Source organism: Limnohabitans sp. JirII-31, from assembly GCF_002778315.1.
Classification (GTDB): Bacteria; Pseudomonadota; Gammaproteobacteria; order Burkholderiales; family Burkholderiaceae_C; genus Limnohabitans.
In genome coordinates, this window is record NZ_NESA01000001.1 from 16185 (window position 1) to 37193 (window position 21009).

25 protein-coding genes are annotated in these 21009 nt (G+C 59.8%); 16 read left to right on the forward strand and 9 right to left on the reverse strand.

Translation table 11 applies throughout. From position 1 onward, the window contains the following. Positions 1-64 precede the first annotated feature (64 nt). The 7 genes from B9Z41_RS00010 (at position 65) to B9Z41_RS00040 (ending at position 5568) form a co-directional block, all read left to right on the forward strand. Entirely contained in the window at positions 65-457 is a 393-nt protein-coding gene (locus tag B9Z41_RS00010) for a hypothetical protein (RefSeq protein ID WP_158236096.1), read from the forward strand. A gap of 16 nt (positions 458-473) precedes the next feature. Then, the gene (locus tag B9Z41_RS00015) at positions 474-689 is read left to right on the forward strand and encodes a hypothetical protein (RefSeq protein ID WP_100143753.1); all 216 of its coding nucleotides are present in this window, start codon (positions 474-476) and stop codon (positions 687-689) included. Positions 690-802: 113 nt separating this feature from the next. Then, positions 803-2011 (forward strand): 3-hydroxybenzoate 6-monooxygenase, encoded by a 1209-nt coding sequence (locus B9Z41_RS00020; RefSeq protein WP_100143756.1) that lies wholly within the window; start codon positions 803-805, stop codon positions 2009-2011. A 26-nt stretch (positions 2012-2037) separates the two neighbouring features. Next, entirely contained in the window at positions 2038-3075 is a 1038-nt protein-coding gene (locus B9Z41_RS00025; protein WP_100143758.1) for a cupin domain-containing protein, read from the forward strand. 70 nt (positions 3076-3145) lie between these two features. Beyond that, positions 3146-3850, forward strand: coding sequence for a fumarylacetoacetate hydrolase family protein (locus B9Z41_RS00030; protein WP_100143760.1), 705 nt, complete (start codon positions 3146-3148; stop codon positions 3848-3850). Positions 3851-3857: 7 nt separating this feature from the next. Continuing rightward, on the forward strand, positions 3858-4496 hold the full coding sequence (maiA, locus tag B9Z41_RS00035; RefSeq protein WP_100143762.1) for a maleylacetoacetate isomerase: 639 nt from the start codon (positions 3858-3860) through the stop codon (positions 4494-4496). 76 nt (positions 4497-4572) lie between these two features. Next, positions 4573-5568: a tripartite tricarboxylate transporter substrate binding protein gene (locus B9Z41_RS00040; protein ID WP_233202435.1), complete on the forward strand. Its 996-nt coding sequence runs from the start codon at positions 4573-4575 to the stop codon at positions 5566-5568. Positions 5569-5642: 74 nt separating this feature from the next. Here the strand turns inward: B9Z41_RS00040 and B9Z41_RS00045 are convergent, their stop codons facing one another. The 6 genes from B9Z41_RS00045 to B9Z41_RS00070 are packed head-to-tail and all read right to left on the reverse strand — an operon-like array spanning position 5643 to position 11646. Then, complete coding sequence (locus tag B9Z41_RS00045; protein WP_100143764.1) at positions 5643-6350, reverse strand: queuosine precursor transporter; 708 nt, start codon at positions 6348-6350, stop codon at positions 5643-5645. 47 nt (positions 6351-6397) lie between these two features. Then, entirely contained in the window at positions 6398-7387 is a 990-nt protein-coding gene (locus tag B9Z41_RS00050; RefSeq protein ID WP_100145017.1) for a PhnD/SsuA/transferrin family substrate-binding protein, read from the reverse strand. Positions 7388-7442: 55 nt separating this feature from the next. Next, positions 7443-8426, reverse strand: a complete 984-nt coding sequence (locus tag B9Z41_RS00055) for a tripartite tricarboxylate transporter substrate binding protein (protein WP_143474119.1) — start codon at positions 8424-8426, stop codon at positions 7443-7445. A 5-nt stretch (positions 8427-8431) separates the two neighbouring features. Continuing rightward, positions 8432-10024: a bifunctional 3-(3-hydroxy-phenyl)propionate/3-hydroxycinnamic acid hydroxylase gene (locus B9Z41_RS00060; protein ID WP_100143769.1), complete on the reverse strand. Its 1593-nt coding sequence runs from the start codon at positions 10022-10024 to the stop codon at positions 8432-8434. Then, entirely contained in the window at positions 10021-10803 is a 783-nt protein-coding gene (locus tag B9Z41_RS00065) for an IclR family transcriptional regulator (protein ID WP_100143771.1), read from the reverse strand. Before B9Z41_RS00065 ends, B9Z41_RS00060 begins: the two co-directional genes overlap by 4 nt. 9 nt (positions 10804-10812) lie before the next feature. Beyond that, complete coding sequence (locus B9Z41_RS00070) at positions 10813-11646, reverse strand: VOC family protein (protein ID WP_100143773.1); 834 nt, start codon at positions 11644-11646, stop codon at positions 10813-10815. 233 nt (positions 11647-11879) lie between these two features. Between B9Z41_RS00070 and B9Z41_RS00075 the strand changes: the two genes are divergently transcribed. Genes B9Z41_RS00075 through B9Z41_RS00090 form a run of 4 tightly spaced genes read left to right on the forward strand, consistent with a single transcriptional unit; the run spans position 11880 to position 15328 of the window. Beyond that, positions 11880-12341 (forward strand): (2Fe-2S)-binding protein, encoded by a 462-nt coding sequence (locus tag B9Z41_RS00075; RefSeq protein ID WP_100143775.1) that lies wholly within the window; start codon positions 11880-11882, stop codon positions 12339-12341. After that, complete coding sequence (locus tag B9Z41_RS00080; RefSeq protein ID WP_100143777.1) at positions 12338-14500, forward strand: molybdopterin cofactor-binding domain-containing protein; 2163 nt, start codon at positions 12338-12340, stop codon at positions 14498-14500. Before B9Z41_RS00075 ends, B9Z41_RS00080 begins: the two co-directional genes overlap by 4 nt. After that, a complete protein-coding gene (locus tag B9Z41_RS00085; protein ID WP_158236097.1) occupies positions 14500-14976 on the forward strand; it encodes a thiosulfate oxidation carrier protein SoxY in 477 nt (158 codons plus the stop codon). The genes B9Z41_RS00080 and B9Z41_RS00085 overlap by 1 nt, the downstream gene beginning before the upstream one ends. 4 nt (positions 14977-14980) lie before the next feature. After that, positions 14981-15328, forward strand: coding sequence for a thiosulfate oxidation carrier complex protein SoxZ (locus B9Z41_RS00090; protein ID WP_100143781.1), 348 nt, complete (start codon positions 14981-14983; stop codon positions 15326-15328). A gap of 6 nt (positions 15329-15334) precedes the next feature. Here B9Z41_RS00090 and B9Z41_RS00095 read toward each other — a convergent pair whose 3' ends face one another. Further along, on the reverse strand, positions 15335-15568 hold the full coding sequence (locus tag B9Z41_RS00095) for a hypothetical protein (RefSeq protein WP_100143783.1): 234 nt from the start codon (positions 15566-15568) through the stop codon (positions 15335-15337). A 129-nt stretch (positions 15569-15697) separates the two neighbouring features. Between B9Z41_RS00095 and B9Z41_RS00100 the strand changes: the two genes are divergently transcribed. Genes B9Z41_RS00100 through B9Z41_RS00120 form a run of 5 tightly spaced genes read left to right on the forward strand, consistent with a single transcriptional unit; the run spans position 15698 to position 20004 of the window. Then, positions 15698-16681: a tripartite tricarboxylate transporter substrate-binding protein gene (locus B9Z41_RS00100; protein ID WP_100143785.1), complete on the forward strand. Its 984-nt coding sequence runs from the start codon at positions 15698-15700 to the stop codon at positions 16679-16681. 14 nt (positions 16682-16695) lie between these two features. Continuing rightward, entirely contained in the window at positions 16696-17430 is a 735-nt protein-coding gene (locus B9Z41_RS00105) for an AzlC family ABC transporter permease (protein ID WP_100143787.1), read from the forward strand. After that, a complete protein-coding gene (locus tag B9Z41_RS00110; RefSeq protein WP_100143789.1) occupies positions 17427-17768 on the forward strand; it encodes an AzlD domain-containing protein in 342 nt (113 codons plus the stop codon). The genes B9Z41_RS00105 and B9Z41_RS00110 overlap by 4 nt, the downstream gene beginning before the upstream one ends. A gap of 16 nt (positions 17769-17784) precedes the next feature. Beyond that, positions 17785-18999 (forward strand): MFS transporter, encoded by a 1215-nt coding sequence (locus B9Z41_RS00115; protein WP_100143791.1) that lies wholly within the window; start codon positions 17785-17787, stop codon positions 18997-18999. 24 nt (positions 19000-19023) lie between these two features. Then, a complete protein-coding gene (locus tag B9Z41_RS00120) occupies positions 19024-20004 on the forward strand; it encodes a tripartite tricarboxylate transporter substrate binding protein (protein ID WP_100143793.1) in 981 nt (326 codons plus the stop codon). On the opposite strand, the gene B9Z41_RS00125 is transcribed toward B9Z41_RS00120, so the two are convergent. Continuing rightward, positions 19985-20356, reverse strand: coding sequence for a 6-carboxytetrahydropterin synthase (locus tag B9Z41_RS00125; protein WP_100143795.1), 372 nt, complete (start codon positions 20354-20356; stop codon positions 19985-19987). The two genes, B9Z41_RS00120 and B9Z41_RS00125, sit on opposite strands and share 20 nt — an antisense overlap. Further along, positions 20353-20985, reverse strand: coding sequence for a 7-carboxy-7-deazaguanine synthase (queE, locus tag B9Z41_RS00130; protein WP_100143797.1), 633 nt, complete (start codon positions 20983-20985; stop codon positions 20353-20355). Before queE ends, B9Z41_RS00125 begins: the two co-directional genes overlap by 4 nt. Positions 20986-21009 lie beyond the last annotated feature (24 nt).

Genomic DNA, 21009 nt, shown 5'->3' on the forward strand with positions numbered 1-21009 from the left:
ATTTGTTATTAATACCTAATAATTCATTTATACTGAAATTAACAAAAAATCGATCGAACTGATGATGGACTATTTCAAAATTTACCCGCAGGCCATCTACCTCTATCCGGATGCGCCCCGTCAATTGACGGGGCTGTTGCACTACCAGCTAGAGCAATATGGTTGCTTTTACAAAAGCCGCACTTGCAGTGTGAGCTTGGTCAAAGACGAATCCTTGGGTGGCAAGTGGTCCATCGTGGCCGAAGAGTTCGAGGCGGGCAACAGCACCTTCACAGGTTTCATGGAGGCCTTGAATTACTACATGATTGGTGTGCTGGGTGTCGACCCATTTGAAGAGATCGAACGTGGCCAAAAGGCCAGTGTCAATGTGCACTTCAACGATGTGTTGTTTGACGTGGAGTCGCGTCAGATTGTCAAAATTCCCAAAGCCAAATCAAAATCTAGACTGAGTGCGTGAAGCGACGCTCAGGGCCATGACTGAAATTAGCAAACAAGACCTCGCGGTGATGAATGCAGAAATGGCTGCACGCATCTTCATGCACATCGCGGAACAAAAAAATACTCAAACGGTGGCTCCCGCCAAGACCTACGAACTCACCGACGAAGAACAACAAGCTTTGCGTGACATGTTTGGTCCAGCCGAGGGTGATGCTGACCCACAGTCACCCGACAACCATTCCAAGCCCTGAACGATCCATTTTCAAGCGACAAGGGTAAGTCCTAGGCCCTCGTGTGCTGTTGCTTGAGGGCTCATCGGTATACTAATAGTACGCATACTGAATATATTTGAAAAGGGCTCAACATGAACAACACAACGCAAACTTTGCCCGTGCTGGTCGCAGGCGGCGGCATTGGTGGATTGGCCGCAGCTTTGGCACTGACGCGCCAGGGCTTTCACGTCAAGGTGCTGGAGCAAGCGCCCGAGATTGGCGAGATTGGTGCCGGCATTCAGTTGGGGCCCAACGCTTTCCATGCCTTTGACGCCTTGGGTGTGGGTGAGAAAGCCCGCAGCCGCGCGGTCTATACCGATTACATGGTGATGCATGACGCGATCGACGAATACCAGGTGGGCAAGATCCCTACCGGCGAAGCTTTCATTCAGCGTTTTGGCAACCCCTATGCGGTGATTCACCGCGTGGACGTGCACACCTCGCTCTATGAAGGCGCACAAGAAACCGGCAAGGTCGAGGTGGTGACGTCCACCCGTGTGGAGCGCATCGAGCAAGACGCGCACAGCGTGACGGTGTTCGACCAACATGGCAACGCGCACAAAGGCATTGCACTGATTGGGGCCGATGGCGTGAAGTCGGTCGTGCGAGCCCAGTTTGTGAACGACCCCGCGCGCATCACGGGCCATGTGGTGTACCGCGCCGTGGTGGACAAAAAAGACTTTCCGGTGGACTTGCAGTGGAACGCGGCCAGCATTTGGGTGGGGCCGAACTGCCACTTGGTGCATTACCCCTTGCGTGGTGGCGAGCAGTACAACGTGGTGGTGACTTTCCACAGCCGCAAGCAAGAAGAGTGGGGCGTGACCGATGGCAGCAAAGAAGAAGTGCAAAGCTACTTCCAAGGCATTTGCCCCAAAGCGCGTCAACTGATTGATTTGCCCAAGAGCTGGCGTCGTTGGGCCACGGCCGACCGCGAGCCCATTGGCCAGTGGTCGTTTGGTCGCGTGACCTTGTTGGGCGATGCCGCCCACCCCACCACACAGTACATGGCGCAAGGTGCGTGCATGGCGATTGAAGATGCGGTGACCTTGGGCGAAGCCCTGCGTGTGAACAACAACGACTTTGTCAAAGCCTTCGATTTGTACCAACGCGCCCGTGTGGCGCGCACCGCACGCATTGTGTTGTCGGGCCGCGAGATGGGGCGTCTCTACCACGCCAAAGGTGTGGAGCGTTTGGTGCGTAACGATTTGTGGCGTGGCCGCACGCCTGAGCGCTTCTATGATGCGATGGAATGGCTCTACGGCTGGAATGTGGGCAACTGCTTGTCTGCGGCCACGAACTGATCAATGTCACTCAGATTGGAATTTGCATGAACGATCTTGGAAAACTCGAAGACCTGCCAGCCGACTACCGTGCCGAGCTGACCAGCCACAACCTGGTGCCACTGTGGCCCAGTCTGCGTGGCGTGCTGCCGCCGGGCAAGCCGCGTCCCAACACCCGTGCCACGTTTTGGGCTTACAACACCATCAAGCCCTTGTTGCTCAAAGCGGGTGAGTTGACGCCCATCGAAAAAGCCGAGCGTCGCGTGCTGGTGCTGGCCAACCCTGGCCACGGTTTGGAAAAAATGCAAGCCAGTGCCGCCATGTACTTGGGCATGCAACTGTTGCTGCCTGGTGAGTGGGCGCCTTCGCACCGTCACACGCCCAATGCTGTGCGCATGATTGTGGAAGGCGAGGGCGCTTACACCACGGTAGACGGCGAGAAGTGCCCGATGAGCCGGGGCGATTTGATTTTGACCCCCACCGGTCTGTGGCACGAACACGGCCACGACGGCGACCAGCCGGTGGTGTGGTTGGACGTGCTCGATTTGCCACTGGTGTATTACATGGAAGCGTCGTACCACATCAACGGCGAACGTCAAACCGTGCAGCCTGGTCGTGGCGATCGCCAGTACGCCCGTGGCGGCATGTTGCCCACGCCGGTGTTTGAGCGCTCAGCCAAGACGTACCCCATGTTGCGTTACCCCTGGGCCGAAGCGCGTGCTGCCTTGCTGACCATGGGCGAAGACATGCCGCAACAAGAGGCTGTGCAGCTGACCTATGTGAACCCCGAAACAGGCGAAGACGCTGAAAACATTCTGGGCTTTTACGCGCTGATGTTGCGCCCTGGTCAAAGCTTGCGTTTGCCCGCTCGCTCACCCGCGTGTGTGTTCCACGTCATCGAAGGCGGGGCCGACATCACGGTGGAAGATCAGGCCTTCAGCCTGACAGAAGCCGACACCTGCTGTGCGCCCGGCTACACCGCGGTGACTTTGAAAAACCGCCACGCTGACAAGCCCACGTTTGTGTTCATGGCCGACGAGTCGCCCTTGCATCGCAAACTGGGTGTGTACGAAAACCGCGGCTAAACCGCTGTACTTTTTCCCTTTTCTGCGGGGCCACGGCGTGTGCCCCGCATTCATTTTTTAGAAAACTCTCATGACCACCACCTACCTCTGGACCCCGCCTGCCGTTCAATCCTTGCCCGTGCGCGGCAAGACCGAGCGTTTGCCGATCAACCGTTTGTTTTTTGTGGGTCGCAACTACCACGCGCATGCGGTAGAAATGGGCAAGCCCGTGGACAAGTCGGTGGAGCGCCCGTTCTACTTCACCAAGGCACCACAAACCTTGGTGCACTCGGGTGCCACCATTGCCTACCCACCTGAAACCCAGAACTACCACTTTGAAATGGAGTTGGTGTTGGTGGTGGGCAAGGCGGGCTTTCGTGTGAAAGCCGAAGACGCCCACACCGTGATTTACGGCTACGCCACGGGTTTGGACATGACCCGCCGCGATTTGCAACTGGTGGCACGCGACAAAGGCCGTCCTTGGGACTTGGGCAAAGACGTGGAGCACTCCTCGGTGTGCAGCGAAGTGGTGCCCATGCCTGAGGTGGTGATTGAAAGCGGCGAAATTGCCTTGACCGTCAACGGCCAGACCAAGCAGCATTCGGATGTGAACAAGCTGATTTGGGGTATTCGCGAAATCATTGCCGACTTGTCCTTGTTCTACCACCTGCAACCCGGCGACCTGATTTACACCGGCACCCCCGAAGGCGTGGGCCCCGTGGTGGCTGGCGACCGCATTGAAGGCCATGTGGCCGGTGTGGGCGAGGTGGCCTTGAACATTGCAGCCGCAGAGTGAGGCACTGATGAAGCTCTATAACTTTTTCCGCAGTGGTACCTCGCACCGTCTGCGCATTGCCTTGAACCTCAAGGGCGTGAGCGCAGAGTACATCGCGGTGGATTTGCGCACCGAAGAGCATTTGAAAGAGGCCTTCAAGTCGCTCAACCCACAGGGCTTGGTGCCTGCGCTGGTGCACGACGACAAGGTGCTGATTCAATCGCCCGCCATCATCGAATGGCTGGAAGAGCGTTACCCCACGCCCGCGTTGCTGCCCCAAGACGCCGACCAACGCGCCCATGTGCGTGCGCTGGCCGCCATCGTGGGCTGCGACATCCACCCCCTGAACAACCGCCGCGTGTTGGAGTATGTGCGGCATCAGTTCAAAGCCGACGAAGCGGCCATCAACGCTTGGTGCGCCACTTGGATTTCTGCGGGCTTTGACGCGCTGGAAGCCTTGCTCAAAGCCGACACCCAACGCGGTCGTTTCTGCTTTGGTGACAGCCCCACGCTGGCCGATGTGTACTTGGTGCCGCAGGTGGAGAGTGCGCGTCGCTTCAAGGTGGATTTGACGCAATGGCCTTTGATTGCCGCAGTGGAGGCTGCTTGCATGCAGTTGGAGGCGTTCAAGCAAGCGTCGCCCATGCAACAGCCAGATGCTGGTTGAGGCCGCTTGAAGCTGCTTGAAGCCGCTAAGCTCCAACTGCTTCATTGATTATTCTTTTCACACAAGGAACCCCTCCATGTCTTTGCTTTCCAACCGTGTTGCCAAGATGCTGTGTCTGTCAGCATCGCTGATGCTTAGCAGCTTGGGCGTATCGGCTCAAACCGCTGCCACTTTCCCTAACAAGCCGGTGACCATTGCCACACCTTTTCCAGCGGGCAGTGGGCCCGATGCGGTGCTGCGTCAGGTCAGTGAAAAGCTGTCCAAGTTGTGGGGTCAGCCTGTGCTCATCGTCAACCGCCCCGGTGCCAGCGGCTTCATTGCCATCGACTCGGTGGTGCGCTTGCCAGCAGACGGCTACAACCTGCTGCAACTCGACAGCGAACACATTGGCGCTGTGCCATACCTCTACAAGTCCAAAGGTTTCGTGCCATTCAACACTTTTGACCCGGTGGCCGCTTTTTTCAAAACTCCGTTCCTTGTGGCCGTGGCCACCGACTCGAAGTGGCAAAACATGAAGGATCTGATTGCTGCCGCCAAAGCCGAGCCCACCAAGGTGAACTACGGTTCATGGGGCATTGGCAGCCCAGGTCACCTGGGTGGCGAAGAGCTGGAGTTGCTCACCGGGACCGAGATGACGCATGTGGCGTTTCGTGAAATGTCGCAGCTCTTCACATCGGTGGGATCCAGCGATGTGCAGTGGTCGTTTGGCAGCATTCCCTCTAGCCAGGGCTTGTACAAGGCCGGCAAGATTCGCTACATCGCGGTGGCGGCCCCCAAGCGCCTGCCGCAAATGCCTGAGGTGCCCACCATGGCCGAGTCGGGCGGCCCGGCTGGCTTTGAAGTCAACTCGTTCGTGACCTTGGTCTCGCCCAAAGGTTTGCCAAACGACATCAAGGCCAAGATCAACGCTGACGTGATCAAGGTCTTGGCCGACCCCGAAGTCAAAGCGCGTTTCAACACCTTTGCCTTTGAACCCTTGAGCTGGTCACCCGATGAGATTCGCAAAAACGCAGACATCAAGAGCAAGACTTACGAGCAGTTGATCAAGCGCAAAAACATCACCCTTGATTGATCACCGCAGCGCCCTAGGCGTTGATGGCGCGGTCACTCAGACAAGCGATCCCAAGGCCATTGGGGTCGCTTTTTTTACACCGACACCTTGAACGGCGTGAAGTTGGTGTGTGTGTCGTAGAAGTCTTCGTTTTCTTTGCGCTTTAAAAACGCCACGATACGGTAGGTCATGGGTGTGGCCAGCACTTCCCAACTGGTCTTCAAGATGTACTGCGTGATGGCCACCTGAACCACCTGCTCGGTGGGCCAAATGGCGTAGAAGGCCAGTACGTAAAACAGCGATGAGTCGACCAACTCGCCCGCCATGGTCGAGCCAATGGTGCGCATCCACAAACGTCGGCCCTGAGTCAAGATTTTGAGTTTGGCCAACACAAAGCTGTTGACCAAGCTGCCGGCCCAAAATGCCACGATTGAGCCCATCACAATGCGCCAGGTGTTGCCAAACACCACTTGCAAGCCCGATTGCAACTGGCTGTTGTAGTCACCGGGCGCGGCAGGCAGCGCAGTGACCACAAAGGCCATCAGCGCTGCAAAGGCCAAAGCGCCAAAGCCGCACCACACCGCACGGCGGTCATGGGCGTAGCCATAGACCTCGGTCAAGATGTCGCCAAAGAAATACGAGATGGGAAAGAACAACACGCCAGCACCAAACACCAAGGTGCCCACCAGCGGCAACTCCACCTGGGCCACCTTGCCTGCGCCAATCAGGTTGGCGCACAGCAGCACGGTGACAAAGGCGGCGACGATCAGGTCGTAGTAGCGGTAAGTGCGGCGGTTGTGCATGTCTGAGATTGTGAAGACTTCGCGCCGATTGCGCCACTGGCTGGCGCTTAAACCTTCACGCTGTCTTGGACTTCTTTGACAAAAATCTCTTCGAGCTTGAGGTGACGTGTGGTGATGCCTTGTTCCCAGGCGTACTGGCTGAAGGCTTCCAGCGTCGAGCGATTGCCCTGGATGCCATAGGGCCAGAAGTCGTCGCCCATGATGGCTTGCGACTGCGCCGCATAGTCGGCCACCCAGGGCAGGGGGTAGGACGAGGCGGTGATGTCAGCGGCACGGTGCAGGCTGCGGGTTTTGGCTTCTTCGAAACCTTTGAGCAAGTTGGTGGCGATCCAGCGGTTCTTTTCGTACACCTCGCGCTTGATGGCCATGACATGCATGATGGGGAAGATCTGGGTCTTTTGCCAATACGCCATCTCGACCTCGCGGTAGTTGGGGATCAGGCGTTCCACCAACTCGGGGTGGTTGACAAACGCGCCGGGTGGGCGCGCGCTGAGGGCAGCGTCGAGCGTGCCGTTGAGCAGCATCTCTGACAGCGAGGTGTGGGGCATGGGCGTGTAGCGCAAGCCTGGGGGCAGTTGCAGGGCGACTTTCTCGCGTCGACCGGCGTCGTTCACACCGGCTTGGTGCCAGTCGATGCTGTTGAGGTCCACACCGTATTCGTGGGCCAACATGCCGCGCGAGTAAATGGCTGCGGTTTGTGCCCATTCAGGCACGCCTACTTTTTTGCCTGCCAGGTCGGCGGGCGTTTGGATGTTGCGGTCTTTGCGCACATAGATGGAGGAGTGGCGAAAGGCCCGCGATGGAAACACAGGCACCAGCACCAGCCAGGGGTCGGCTTGCGACACCAGCGAGATGGCCTTGGCAAACGACATTTCAGACACGTCCCATTCCTGAAACTTGGTGAAGCGAAAGAACATTTCTTCCACCGGCACGTGGATGGGGGTGATGTCAATGCCTTCGGCGCGCACGCGTCCAGACATGAGGTCGCGCACATGGTCGTAGTCACCGACGGCGACAGAGAGGTTGAGGTTGGACAAGAGAGGCTCCGTGAGAAAAGTGAATTGAAAAAAAGTGCTCAAGAACCGACAGGGTTCAGTCGGGCTTGATGGCTAAATCGCGAATGATCTTGCTGTACTTGGCTTGGTCGCGTTTGATTTGCGCTTGCAATTCGTCGGGTGTGGTGACCATGGGCTCAATGCCCCCCGCCTTGTTGAAGGCCTCGATCAGATCGGGCGCTTGCAAGGCCTTGGCCACTTCTGCGCGCAAGCGCTGCACCACGGCGTCGGGTGTGCCTGCGGGGGCAAACAAGCCAATCCAAATGCTGTTGTCAAAGCCGGGGTAGGTCTCGGCGATGGTGGGTACATCGGGCATTTCTTTGAGGCGTTGTGCGCTGCTCACCGCAATGGCTTTGAGCTTGCCCGCCTTGATGAGGGCGGCGTTGGAGGTGCCCGAGAACATGGCGATGGTCTCGCCGCCAATGGTGGCCGTAGTGGCCGGCGCGCCGCCTTTGTAGGGCACGTGCAGCATGTCCATGCCGGCGCGGGCTTTGAGCATCTCCATCGTCAGGTGGTGCTGGCTGCCGTTGCCGCCCGAGGCATAAGCGGGTGGTGGCGAGGTTTTTTTCACATAGGCCACAAACTCGGCCAGTGTCTTCACAGGCAAGGCCGCGTTGACCGACAGCACAAACTGGTTGCTGCCCAGCGAAGCGATGGGGATGAGTTCTTTGTTCACATCCACCGCGCCCTTGGCGTACAGGTAGGGGTTGATGACAAACAAGCTGTCCATGCCCACCAGCAGGGTGTAGCCATCGGCGGGGGCACGGGCCACGAACTCGGCGGCGATGTTGCCGTTGGAGCCCACCTTGGTGTCGATCACCACGGCTTGGTTGAGGCCTGTGGAGAGCTTGTAGCCAATGGCGCGTGCAATCAAATCGGGCGCACCACCGGGTGGGATGGGCGACACCAGCTTGATGGCGCGGTTGGGATAGGGCGCTTGTGCCCAAGCCACGGGTGCGCTGATGCCAATCAGCCACAGTGCAGCGCAAAAGAAGGTGCGAGCCAAGTTGTGCAAAGACATGGTGTTCAAGCCTGCGAGGGGTAGACCGAGTGAAAAATCTGCGCGATGGTGCCACAGGCTTGGTGCCTGTCCTGTCCCACATAGGCCAGCACATAGCGGTCGGGTCGCAACACCACGGCTTGCGCTTGGGCACTGTCGAGCACGGCTGCCAGTTCGTGTTGCACATCACGCACACACAATGCGTGTGCAGCGGTGCTGGCGGGCAAGAAGTCGTCGGCGTGGCGAATCACGCGCACCACGCGTGCTTGCATGCCCGCAGGCAAGGGCAACTCGGGCGCATCGGCCCATTGCAGCACGGCATAGCCTGTGCCTAACAAGTCGTCCAGCAGCAGGGTCTGGCCATTGGGCAACTCCATCAAAGGCTGGGTCATGAGTTGGCCGCTCGGAATTTTGGCTTCGGGTATGTCCCAGCGGGCAAAAAATCCCTCAAAGAAACGGGGCTTGGGTTTGAACTTGAGGTGCAAGATGTAGTCGCGCGCCTCGGGGATCAGGCACACCACTTTCAACAAGGTTTGCGCCAACGCAGCACCCAGGCGCGACTTGGGCTGCATGAAAGCGCCAATGCGCAAGGCCATTTGAATCAAGGCCCAGGCGTGCGGTTTGCGCTCTTTCTGGTAGCTGTCCAGCAGTTGGGGCGAGGCACCGTGTTGCAAGTTGGCCGCCAGTTTCCAGGCCAGGTTGGCGGCGTCACGCACGCCGCTGTTCATGCCTTGGCCGGCGAAGGGCGGTGTCAGGTGCGCGGCGTCACCCGCCAGCAGCACGCGACCTGCGCGCCATTGCGTGGCCACGCGTGCGTGGAAGGTGTAGACCACTTTGCGCAGCAAGGTGAGTTGCGCGTCTTGTGGGTCACGGCTATGGATCCACTGGCGCAGTTGAGTGTCTTCCAGCACGGCCTCGGGGTCTTCGCCGGGGTGCAACATGAACTCGTAGCGCACCGTGCTTTGCGGACCGGGCAGGCGAATGGCCGGACGCTGGGGGTCGCAGTAAGTGCGGGTGTGACGAAACGGCGAGGCGCGGCCAATCAAATCGGCGATCAACCATTTCTCTTTGTAGGTGCTGCCCTCCAGCGTGATGCCCAGCAGCTCACGCACCGTGCTGCGCCCGCCGTCGCAGGCCACCAGCCAGCGCGCCGTGTAGGTTTGTGTTTGACCCTCGTGCATGACGGTGGCGTTCACATGGTCGGGGTGTTGTTCCAGGCTGATCAGCTCGTGGCCATAGCGCAGGCTGACATGGCCTTGGCGTGCCATGCCTTCGCTTAAGGCTTGTACCAACAGCTGCTGGCGAAAGGCGTTGCGCTTGGGGTAGCCGTATTCGCGCGAGCTGGGCTCGATCTTGGCAAACAACTGGTTCGTCCACGAGTAGTAATGCACGCCATAGCCTTGCACTACGTTGGGCAACACCCCGGGCAACATGCCTGTGGCTTGCAGGGTGCGCAGGCTCTCGTCGTCGATGGTGACGGCACGCGCTTCATCCACGGGGCCGTTGTTTTTGTCGATCACCAAGGCGTGTAGCCCATAGTTGCCCAGCAGGTGTGCAAGCACCAAGCCGGTGGGGCCGGTGCCCACCACGATCACGTCGAAATTCAAAGGGGTGTTCATGGAAGCGTTGTAGGTGAAGAAGATATTTTTCGTTGGCCGCTGGAGGCCATGCGGGCTTCGATGCGCCGTGCCGCACTGTGCAACTCACGCAGGTTGCGGGCTTGTTGTTCGGGCGTGAGCGCCGAGGCGGGCAACACCACACTCAGGCTGCCCAGCACGCGTTTGCCATGCAGCAGGGCCACGGCACAGCCCACGTTGTGAGGGTCGATCTCGGCCACGGTGGTCACGCTGCCTTCGTTGCGCCAGGCTTTGAGCAAGGCGTTCAGATCGTCCAGGCTGTTAGCCAAACCTGCGGCTTGCAGGGCGGCATGGTCTTTGGCATACAGCTCGGCCACTTTCTTGGGCGGTAAATGGGCCAAGATAATTTTGGAGGTGGCCCCTCGGTGCAGCGGCATGGCTTTACCTCGTTCGTAGCTCACGGCTGATGGCGCATGCTGGCCCGAGGTGTCTTGGATGCACAGCACTTTGTCGTCATGCAAACGACAAATCAGCACCGTGCCGCCTGTGGTGTGGGCCAGTTGTTCTGCAATGTCTGCGGCCGCGCGCAGCAGGGGGTCGGACTGGCGAATTTGCCGGTCCAGCTCCACAATTTTGGGCCCCAGCGAGTAGCCCCGCTCACTCACCCGTTCGATCAAGCCCACGCGGCTGAGCTGCTGGAGGTCGCGGTAAATACTGGCGCGCGAAGCGCCCAACTCGGCCATCAACCATTCGGGAGAAATTTCGGTGCGCTCTGGCGTGAACGCATTGAGCACACGCAAGATGCGGTGGGTGGTGGGCATGCCAGGGCCTCAGCTGCGCATGATGGCTTTGCCCCACACATTGAGCGTGCGCTCTTCGTGGGGCCACACGCCCATGGGCCGGTCGGGGGCGCAGACTTCAATTTCGGAGGAGATCTCTGCCAAATTGCCATCGGGGTCGCGCACCATGAAAAACACGTCGTCCCCGGGGCCGTGGCGCCCGACGCCCCAAACAATTTCGGTGCGCAGGCGACCCATGTGGTCGGCCCAGTCTTTGAGGTCGTTCCAGCTCGGGGTTTCAAACGACTGGTGGTCAAAGCAATTCACGGGCGCGCCAAACAGGGCCAAGCAGTGGTGCAGGTGCTCGGTGCGCAAGAAGCAGGCTTTGAGCTGGCCGCTGTCGTCTTGCACCCGGTCTGACACGATGAAGCCCAGCTGCTCGGTGTAGAACGTCACCAAGGTCTCGATGTGTTGGGTGCGCACCGCGAAGTGCTGGTTGGTGGCCCCAGGCAATGCGCTGTTGACGGACTGAGCTATCGAAGACGTTTGGGGCGGCACAAACACCAGGCACAGGCCTTGTGGGTCGCGCACACCCACGGCGTTTGCGGGCAGGTCTGCAAAACCGCTCAGGTCTTGCTGGGGCAGCGTCGCTGTTTTGGCGCGCAGTCGCGCCCACGCCTCTTGGGTGTTGCAGGCCCACAGCGCGTAGTGCAACTGGTTGGCTTGACCGGGGGAGATGTGCACGGCACGTTGTGGTGCTTCGCACACGTGCGTGTTGCCGACTGTGCGCTGCTGCATGTCGTAGCAGCGCGTGTAGAACGCCGCCAAGGCAGCGGGATCGGGGGATTGCAGGTGCAAGCGCACCAGGTGGGCATCAAGACTCAAAGCGGGCTTTCAGGGCAGAACATTCAAAACGCGCCGACTATCGTGTGAGCGGCCCAACGCGTCAATGATGCATCTCATTATTTGAGATTTTGACAGCAAGGTGACCCACCCGAGGCTTGCTTCTTGCTGACGCGCAGGCGTCAGTTCTAGGTCGTTTTGGGGGCTTTCACGCTGGCGGGAACGGAGGGACTTGGCTACCCTACGCGCTTCTTTCAACCTAGGTGGCAGACAACATGAAACTCAACATCAACGGACGTGTGCACGAGGCCGACGTCGAGCCCGACATGCCTCTTTTGTGGGCCCTGCGCGATGAACTCGACATCAAAGGCCCCAAATTCGGTTGTGGTGTGGCCCAGTGTGGTGCTTGCACGGTGCTCTTGAACGGCGAACCCGTGCGTTCGTGCTCTTACCCCGTGTCGGCTGCTGCGTCACAGAAGGTGGTCACCATCGAAGGTCTGGCCAACAAGAATGGCACCCTGCATGCGGTGCAGCAAGCCTGGATTGACCATGAAGTGCCCCAGTGCGGGTATTGCCAAGGCGGCCAAATCTTGACGGCCGTGGCCTTGCTCAAGAAAAAGCCCAAGCCTACGGACGAAGACATCGATGCCGCCATGAGCAACATCTGCCGCTGTGGCACCTATGCGCGCATGCGCCAAGCCATCCACGCGGTGGCCAACAAAGGAGCACGCGCATGACCACCTCACACCTTACCGCTGGCGTGGATCGCCGGGGCTTTTTGAAGGTTTCCAGCACCGCCGCTGCGGCTTTGTCGCTGGGATTTTTCTTGCCAGAAAAAGGCATGGCTGCCACGGCAGAACGCGTCAATGCCTGGATTGAAATTCAAGCCGACGAGACCATCATCATTCGTTATGCCCGTACCGAAATGGGCCAGGGCAGCCGCACCTCGGCACCACAGTTGGTGGCCGACGAGCTCGAAGCCGACTGGAAGCGTGTGCGCGTGGAATACGCCACCGCGCACGAGAACCTGCGCCAAAAACGTGTCTATGGCGACATGGCCGCCGTGGGCAGCCGCACCATCCGCAACTCGCAAGAGTATTTGCGCAAAGCCGGTGCCACTGCGCGTGAAATGCTGATTGCCGCCGCCGCCCAGCAGTGGGGCGTGCCCGCCAGCGAATGCGTGGCCGCTTTGGGCGTGGTGACCCACACCCCGAGCAAACGCAAACTCAGCTACGGCAAGTTGGCCGCCGAGGCCGCCAAGTTGGAGCCACCGAAAGAGGTCCAACTCAAAGACCCGAAAGACTGGAAGATCATTGGCAAGCCGATCAAGCGGGTGGACATTCCCGACATCGTGACGGGCCGTGTGCGCTACGGCATCGACGCGCAACTGCCTGGCATGTTGTACGCCGCTGTGGCGGCCTGCCCGGTGTTCAATGGCACGGTCAAGTCGCTGGATTCGTCCAAGGTCGACAACCGCCGTGGCATCGTGAAGGTGCTCAACCAAGGCACCTTTGTGGCGGTGGTGGGGGACAACTGGTGGCGTGCCAAAGAGGCCCTCAAAGATGTGGCGATTGAGTGGGACACGGGCGACAACGCCAAGCTCTCCAGCGCTTCCATCATGGCCAGCTTCAAGGAGGGTTTGGACCAGCCCCAACTGGCGGTGGCCCGCAATGACGGTAACGCGCCCGAGGTGTTGGCCAAGGCCAGCAAGGTGCACGAGGCTGAGTACTTCACGCCTTATCTGGCCCACGCCACGATGGAGCCGTTGGTGTGTACCGCTTGGGTGCACGACGGCAAAGTCGAGGTGTGGACCTCCACCCAAAACCCAGAAGGCGTGTTGGCCACCGCGGCTGCGGCTGCAGGCGTGCCCCAAGACCAAGTGTTGGTGCACCCCATGCAACTCGGTGGTGGTTTGGGCCGCAAGGGCGCACAAGACTTCACGCGCCAAGGCGTGTTGATTGCCAAGGCCATGGCGGGCAAGCCCGTGAAGATGGTGTGGACCCGCGAGGAAGACACCCAGCACGACCTGTACCGCCCCGCCAGCTTGGTGCGCATGAAGGCGTCGATGGACGACGCAGGCAAGGTGCAAGCCCTGCACATCCGCGTCAGTGCGCCCTCCATCTTGGCGACCTTGCTCAAGCTGCCTTTGCCCAACGGCATCGACGGCCAAGCGGTGGCGAGTTTCAACGACCACCCCTACAACATTCCCAACAGCTTGGTCGATTACGCGCAGCGCAACACCAATGTGCCCGTGGGCTTTTGGCGCACCGTGGGGCACTCACAAAACCCGTTTGTGCGCGAGTCGTTCATCGACGAGTTGGCTCATGCCGCAGGCAAAGACCCGCTGGCGTTTCGCCAGTCCTTGTTGGGCGAAAAGTTCGTCAAAGACCGTGCAATTTTGGAAGCCGTGGCCAAGGCCGCCGACTGGGGCAAGCCTTTGCCCAAGGGCGTGTTCCGTGGCATTGCCGAAACCGAAGGCTATGGCAGCTACACCGCCTGTGTGTGTGAGGTGTCGGTGAACGCCAAGTCAGAGGTCAAGATCCACCGCGTGGTGATGGGCATTGACTGCGGCTACGCCGTCAACCCCAACAACATCGAGGCGCAAATTCAAGGCAGCGTGGTGCACGGTTTGACAGCGATTTTCTGGGGCGAGATGACGGTCAAAGATGGCCGCATCGAGCAATCGAACTTCCATGACTACCGCATGATGCGTTTCAACGAAATGCCCAAGGTGGAGGCTGTGATTGCCCCCACCGGCGGCTTCTGGGGTGGCGTGGGCGAACCGGCCCAAGCACCGCTGGCACCGGCTTTGGCCAACGCCATCTTTGCGGCCACCGGCAAGCGCTTGCGCTCGTTGCCACTCAAGAACCACGGCTTGAGCTTGGCCCGCGGATGATGCAGCGCAGGCAGTGGCTGCACGCCAGTGCGGCGCTGGGGTGTGGCGCGCTGGGTCTGTCGGTGGGGCAGACCAGCGCTTGGGCCCAGGGCATGGTGTCTGGGCGTTTGCGTTCCTTGTCGGAAATGTTGGCACCTTGGCGTCAGGGGGCAGCCCCGGTGCGTCAAGCGGTGCATTTGCAACTGCCCTTGTTGGCCGACAACGGCCATTTGGTGCCGCTGAGTGTGCGCGTGGACAGCCCGATGACCGAGGCAGATCACGTGCAGGAAATCGTGCTGGTGTCACAACGCAACCCGGTCGAGCGCATGGCCACGTTCCATGTGGGGCCGTGGTCTGGGCGGGCTGAGGTCAGCACCCGGGTGCGCCTGGCAGGCTCGCAAATGGTGTTGGCGCTGGCGCGTATGTCAGACGGTCGTTGTTGCTATGACTTGGCGGATGTGATCGTCACCGAGTCGGCCTGCGTGGACGGGTCGTGACGCCATGGCTTTGAATTTGGCGCGCATGTCCTGGCCCGACCGTGTGGTGGTGGGGGATGTGTTCAAGGTTCGCATCTTGGTACAACACCCCATGGAGACAGGCTACTTGCAAGACAACGAGGGTCGCACCGTGCCGCGCAATGTGATCCAAACCTTGAGCTGCCAATGGGTGGGCGAGGGCGCACCACCGCAAGAGGTGTTTCGGGTCGAGCCTTCATCGGGCATTTCGGCCAACCCCTTGTTTGAGTTTTATTTGCGTGCCACGCGCTCGGGTGAGCTGTGGCTGCGCTGGATCGACGACGCAGGGCAAATGGGGCAGTTGCGCCAAGTGTTGACGGTGCTCAGCGCGTAACACGTATCAAGCGTAAACGTCGACTTCACTGCCCTTGCCTTCAAACAGGGCGGCAGCACTGGGATGGCCTTGTGCTGCATTGGATGCCGCCATCAACAGGCTGTCGGCGCTGGCGCTGAAGGGTCCATCAACCTCTTCAATGGGCGTAGCGCCTTTGGTGACGCGCGACACTTTGGCCACGGGTGGGTAGACCTTGGCCGAGGGGCGGTTGCTGTGGATGCTGCTGACACTCAAGCCCATGGCCAACTCCTTTCTATGTCTGTTTGATAGATCGGCACGACAGCGTGCGGCTTGAGGGGTCGCTCAAATGACTCGGGTACTCCAGCCCCTGTGCGCTGGTTCGCGGGGGGCGTGATACGCTGCACCTCTATGACGACATCGCGCATTTTCTTAGGGCTGATTCTGGTTGGGCTGGGGTCGTTGGGCATAGGCAGTGCTTGGGCGCAAGATTACCCAACACGCCCCATCACCATGGTCATGCCCTACGCGCCAGGCGGGCCTGGCGATGTCATCACCCGCATCTATGCCGCAGCGATGCAAAAGGCTTTGGGGCAACAAATCGTGGTGGACAACACCGCGGGCGCTTCGGGCACGATTGGCACGGCCAAGGTGGCGCGCAGCAAGCCCGATGGCTACACGCTGCTCATGATCCATGTCAGCCACGCCACCAACTTGGCGATGTTCAAAAACCTCTCCTACAGCCCGGTGGACGACTTTGAACCGATTGGCTTGGCCACCGAAGGCCCGATGGTGGTGGTGGCGCGGCGTGACTTTCCGGCCAAAGATGCCAAAGAGTTCGTGGCCTATGTGCGCGACAACGCAGCCAAGTTGAGCATGGGCCACGCTGGCGTGGGCTCGGCCTCGCATTTGTGCAGCTTGATGTTCATGAACGCGCTCAACGTGCAACTGACTTCCGTGCCCTACAAGGGCGCAGCCCCTGCCTTGAACGATGTGATGGGTGGCCAACTGGATGTGATGTGCGACCAAACCACCAGCACCACGCCAGCCACCACCAGTGGTCGCGTCAAGGCCTATTTGGTGGCGGGCAAAACCCGTTTGGCCTCGCTGCCCGATTTGCCGGCCTTGCCCGAGTTGGGGACCTCGGGCTTTGACATCAGCATCATGTTTGGCCTTTACGCGCCCAAGGGCACACCCAAGGCCGTGATCGACAAACTCACCGTGGCGTTGCAAGCCGCCATCAAAGACCCGGATGTGAAATCGCGCCTGGGCTCGTTGGGTGCCTTGCCGGTGACGGCAGAGAAGGCTCGGCCTGACTATTTGCGCGCCCATTTGAAACACGAAATTGAAACGCTCAATCCCTTGTTGATCAAGGCCGGCGTTCAGCCAGACTGAAGTGAGGCTGTGAGATGACTGGGATACGGTTTGCCAACCGACGAGACGCGTTTGTGGCCGGTGTGCGTGCCGCCTTAGGAGCGCCCATGGTGGTGTTGTTTGCAGGCATGGTGGGCTTTGGTGCCATGGGCCGCAGCAACGGCTTCGATGTGTGGCTGATGACGGCCAGCAGTTTGCTGATGTTTGCCTTGCCCGGGCAGGTGGTGTTGTTTGAAATGCTGATCACCGGCTCGTCCTTGTTTGCCATGGTGCTGGCGGTGACTCTGTCGTCCTCGCGCTTCATCACCATGACCGTCACTTTGTTTCCGCAGTTCCACCGCCGTGACCGCAACAACCGTTTGTATGCCGCGGTGCATGTGTTGGCCATGACGGCCTGGGCGGTGTCGATGCGGGAGTTTCAATCGATGCCTGCGAAACACCGCTTGGCCTACTTCTTAGGACTGGCCGTGCCGTGCTGGTTGGTGTCGGTGCCTGGCACGTACTTGGGCTACCAAGTGGCGGGTTGGGTATCACCGCCCGTGACCTTGGCCTTGGTGTTTTTGAACCCCTTGTTCTTTTTGTTGACCTTCACCGAGGTCAAGCCTTGGGCCAACCGCTTGGCGATTGCTTTGGGTTGCGTGCTGGGCCCGTTGTTTTACCTCTGGGACCGTGACACGAGTTTGTTGACCACGGGTTTGGTGGGCGGAACGTTGGCGTATTGGGTGGACCGCCGCTGGCTGCGCCCGGCACCCCAAGAGGTGCGCGCATGACGGCCCCCATGCAAGACTGGACGCCTTGGTTGGCCTTGGTCGGGGCCAGCGTGGGCACGTATTTTTGCCGCGCCATTGGTGTGCTGTTGTCAGACCAAATCAACCAAGAGAGCGAGATTTTTCGCTGGCTTTCTGCCGTGACCTATGCCATGGTGGCGGCCCTGACGGTGCGCATGATCTTGATGCCAATTGGCGTCTTGGCCCAGGTGCCAATGGTGGTGCGTGTGGCGGTGTGTGCGGTGAGTGTGGCGGTGATGATGTCGCACCCGCAACGTCGCTTGGTGCCCGCCTTGTTGACGGGCACTTTGCTGATCATGAGCTACGGCATCATGGCTTGATCTTTTTTTAAATTCAATGAGCACCAATTCTTTCTCCGCGCTGCTCAAACAGCGCCAGTTTCTTCGGTTTTGGTTTGCGCGTTTGGTGGGCATCATGGCCAACCAGATGCTCATGTTGGCTGTGGCCTGGCATGTGTACGACATGACTTCCAGCGCTTGGGACTTGGGGCTGGTGGGCCTGTTTCAGTTCATCCCTGCGTTGCTGATGACCTTGCCAGCGGGGCATGTGGCCGACCGGGTGCATCGCGGGCGCTTGTTCGCCGTGTGCATGTTGGCCCAGGCTGCGGTGGCTTTGGTGTTGGTGTGGGGCATTGAGGGTGGTTTTGCCAGCCGTGAGTTGATTTTTGCCTTGTCGGTGGTGCTGGGTGTGGCACGCGCTTTTCAAATGCCCGCGCAGCAAGCCATCACGCCCACCTTGGTACCCGGCCATTTGTTGCAACCGGCCGTGGCCCTGAGTTCGAGCGGTGTGCAAGTGGCCATCATTGGCGGACCGGCTTTGGGTGGTTTGCTCTATGTGTTGGGGCCCACCACGGTCTACCTCACCTGCGCGGTGTTGCTGTCGCTCGCTTTTGTGTTGACCTGGTGGGTGGTGATGCCGCACACCAAGGTGGCGCACACGGCCGCCACATGGCGCACGGTCATGGCGGGCGTGATGTTTGTGTGTGAGCGTCAAATCTTGCTGGGTGCCATGGCGCTCGATTTGTTCGCCGTGTTGCTGGGTGGCGCGACCGCCTTGTTGCCGATTTACGCGCGCGACATTTTGCATGTCGGACCCGAAGGCTTGGGGCTGCTGCGTGGCGCACCTGCGGTGGGGGCCTTGGTGGTGTCGCTGATCTTGGCGCGTTGGCCGATGCAGCGCCATGTGGGCCATCGCTTGCTGCTGGCGGTGGGCGTGTTTGGTTTGGCCACGGTGGTGTTTGGCTTGTCCGAATCTTTCTGGCTGTCCATGCTGGCACTGGCCGTGACGGGTGCGGCAGACAACATCAGTGTGGTGACCCGCTTGACCTTGATGCAAATGGAAACCCCCGACGACATGCGCGGGCGCGTGGCGGCGGTGAATGGCATTTTCATTGGTGCGTCGAACCAGCTTGGTGAGTTTGAGTCGGGAGCCACAGCCGCGTGGCTGGGGCCGGTGGGCTCGGTGGTGTTTGGTGGCATTGGCACCATGGTGGTGGCGGTGCTGTGGTTGCGCTTGTTCCCCCAGCTGGCGCACCGTGACCGCATGACTTGAATTTTTTTCCCAAAGGATGTCCCGATGAAGATCACTCCATGGCTGTTGTGCAGCCTGATGCTGGGCGCTGCTGGCGCTCAAGCGCAAACCCAAGTCGCACACAAAGACTACCCCAACCATCCAATTCGCATGGTGGTGCCTTATGTGGCGGGAGGGCCGATGGACTTCATTGGCCGCACCTTGAACCAAAAAATGGCGCCATCCCTGGGGCAGAACTTTGTGATCGACAACCGCGCGGGCGCGGGGGGTGCCATTGGCACTGGGGTGGTCGCCAAGTCGGCACCCGATGGCTACACGTTGCTCAACACCTCGTCGAGCCATGCCAGCTTGCCTGTGGTGTCACCCAGCTTGAGCTATGACCCTGTGAAAGATTTCACGCCCATCACCTTGGTGGCCAACAGCGTGGGCTTTGTGGTTGCCGTGGGGCCGAGCGTGAAGGCCAACACCTTGCAAGAGTTCATCGCCGATGCGAAAGCGCGGCCCGAGAAGCTCAACTACGGCTCGGGCGGTGTGGGCAATGTGATGCAGTTTGCGGCCGAGTTTTTCAACACCAGTGCGGGCACCAAGATCAACCACGTGCCCTACAAAGGCGTGGGCGAGGCGATCACCGACTTGATGGCCGGACGCATCGATGTGTGCATTGGCTCGGCCACGGCGCTGTTGCCCTTGGTCAAGTCGGGCAAGCTGCGTGCCTTGGCCATCACGGGCAAAACCCGCTGGGCGTTGATGCCGGATGTACCCACGGTCGATGAAGCGGGTGTGAAGGGCTTTGTCTACACGCCTTGGTACGGCTTGTGGTACCCAGCTGGCACGCCCATGGAATACGTGACGCGCATGCGCCAAGAAGTGGTCAAGGCCTTGGAAGACCCGGAGGTCAAACGCGCATTTGCCGAGCAGGGCTATGTGACGGTGGGCTCCACGCCCGCTGAGTTTGCCAAGGTGATTGCCGACGAGATCGACGCCAACAAACGCTTGGCCACCAAGATCAACTTTGCGGCACCTTGAGGCAGCACTTGTCGCCACTGGCTGGACGCTCCACCACCACGCGAGCCAAATTGGGCAAGGCGTCTTTGAGTTGGGTATGTAAAAACAGGCACAGGTTTTCCAGCGTGGCCGGGCCTAAACCTGCCACTTCGTCTAAGAAGTGGTGGTCGAGTTGGGTGCGTACTTTCTCGACTTCTTGGCGCAAGTAAGCCAAGTCCATCATCATGCCGGTGGCTGGGTCGGGTGTGCCCGCGATGGTGACTTCTGCGTGGTAGGTGTGGCCGTGGATGCGCAGGCTGCCTTGGGCGTCAATCGTTCGGCGCAAGGTGTGGGCCGCTTCAAAGTAGAAGCGTTGGCTGAGTTCAAACGTCATCGAATACCGATCAATTTATGGGTTTGCACGCTCAGTCGCCACTGAGGGTGTGACTGGCAATAGGCGATGGCGGCTGCGGTGTTGGCCGCGGCCAAGGGGCCGTCCATCGGTTGCAGGTAGTGGTGTTCAAAGTGGAGTTGTTCAAACTCTTCGGGATGGTTGCCCGCTTGTGGGTAGACCAGCTTGAGCTCTTGCCCGCTGCGCACCACCAAGGCGCTGCCTGCTTTGGGGCTGACGCACAACCAGTCAATGCCGTCTGGAGGAACCACAGTCCCATTGGTTTCCACGGCGATGGTGAAGTTTTGGTCGTGCAGGGCTTGAACCAGTGCCGCGTCGACTTGCAACAAGGGCTCGCCTCCCGTGAGCACCACCAAGCGATGCGCTTGACCCTGGGGCCAGAACGCGGCAATGGCGAGGGCCAAGTCTTGGGCCGTGGCAAATTTGCCGCCACCGTCGCCATCGGTGCCCACAAAGTCGGTGTCGCAAAACTGGCAGATGGCGCTGCTTCGGTCTTCTTCTCGTCCGCTCCATAAGTTGCAACCTGCGAAGCGACAGAACACGGACGGACGGCCCGCGTTTGCCCCTTCGCCTTGCAAGGTGTAGAACATTTCTTTCACGCTGTATGTCATGGGGATGAACTGTACCGGAGTGCT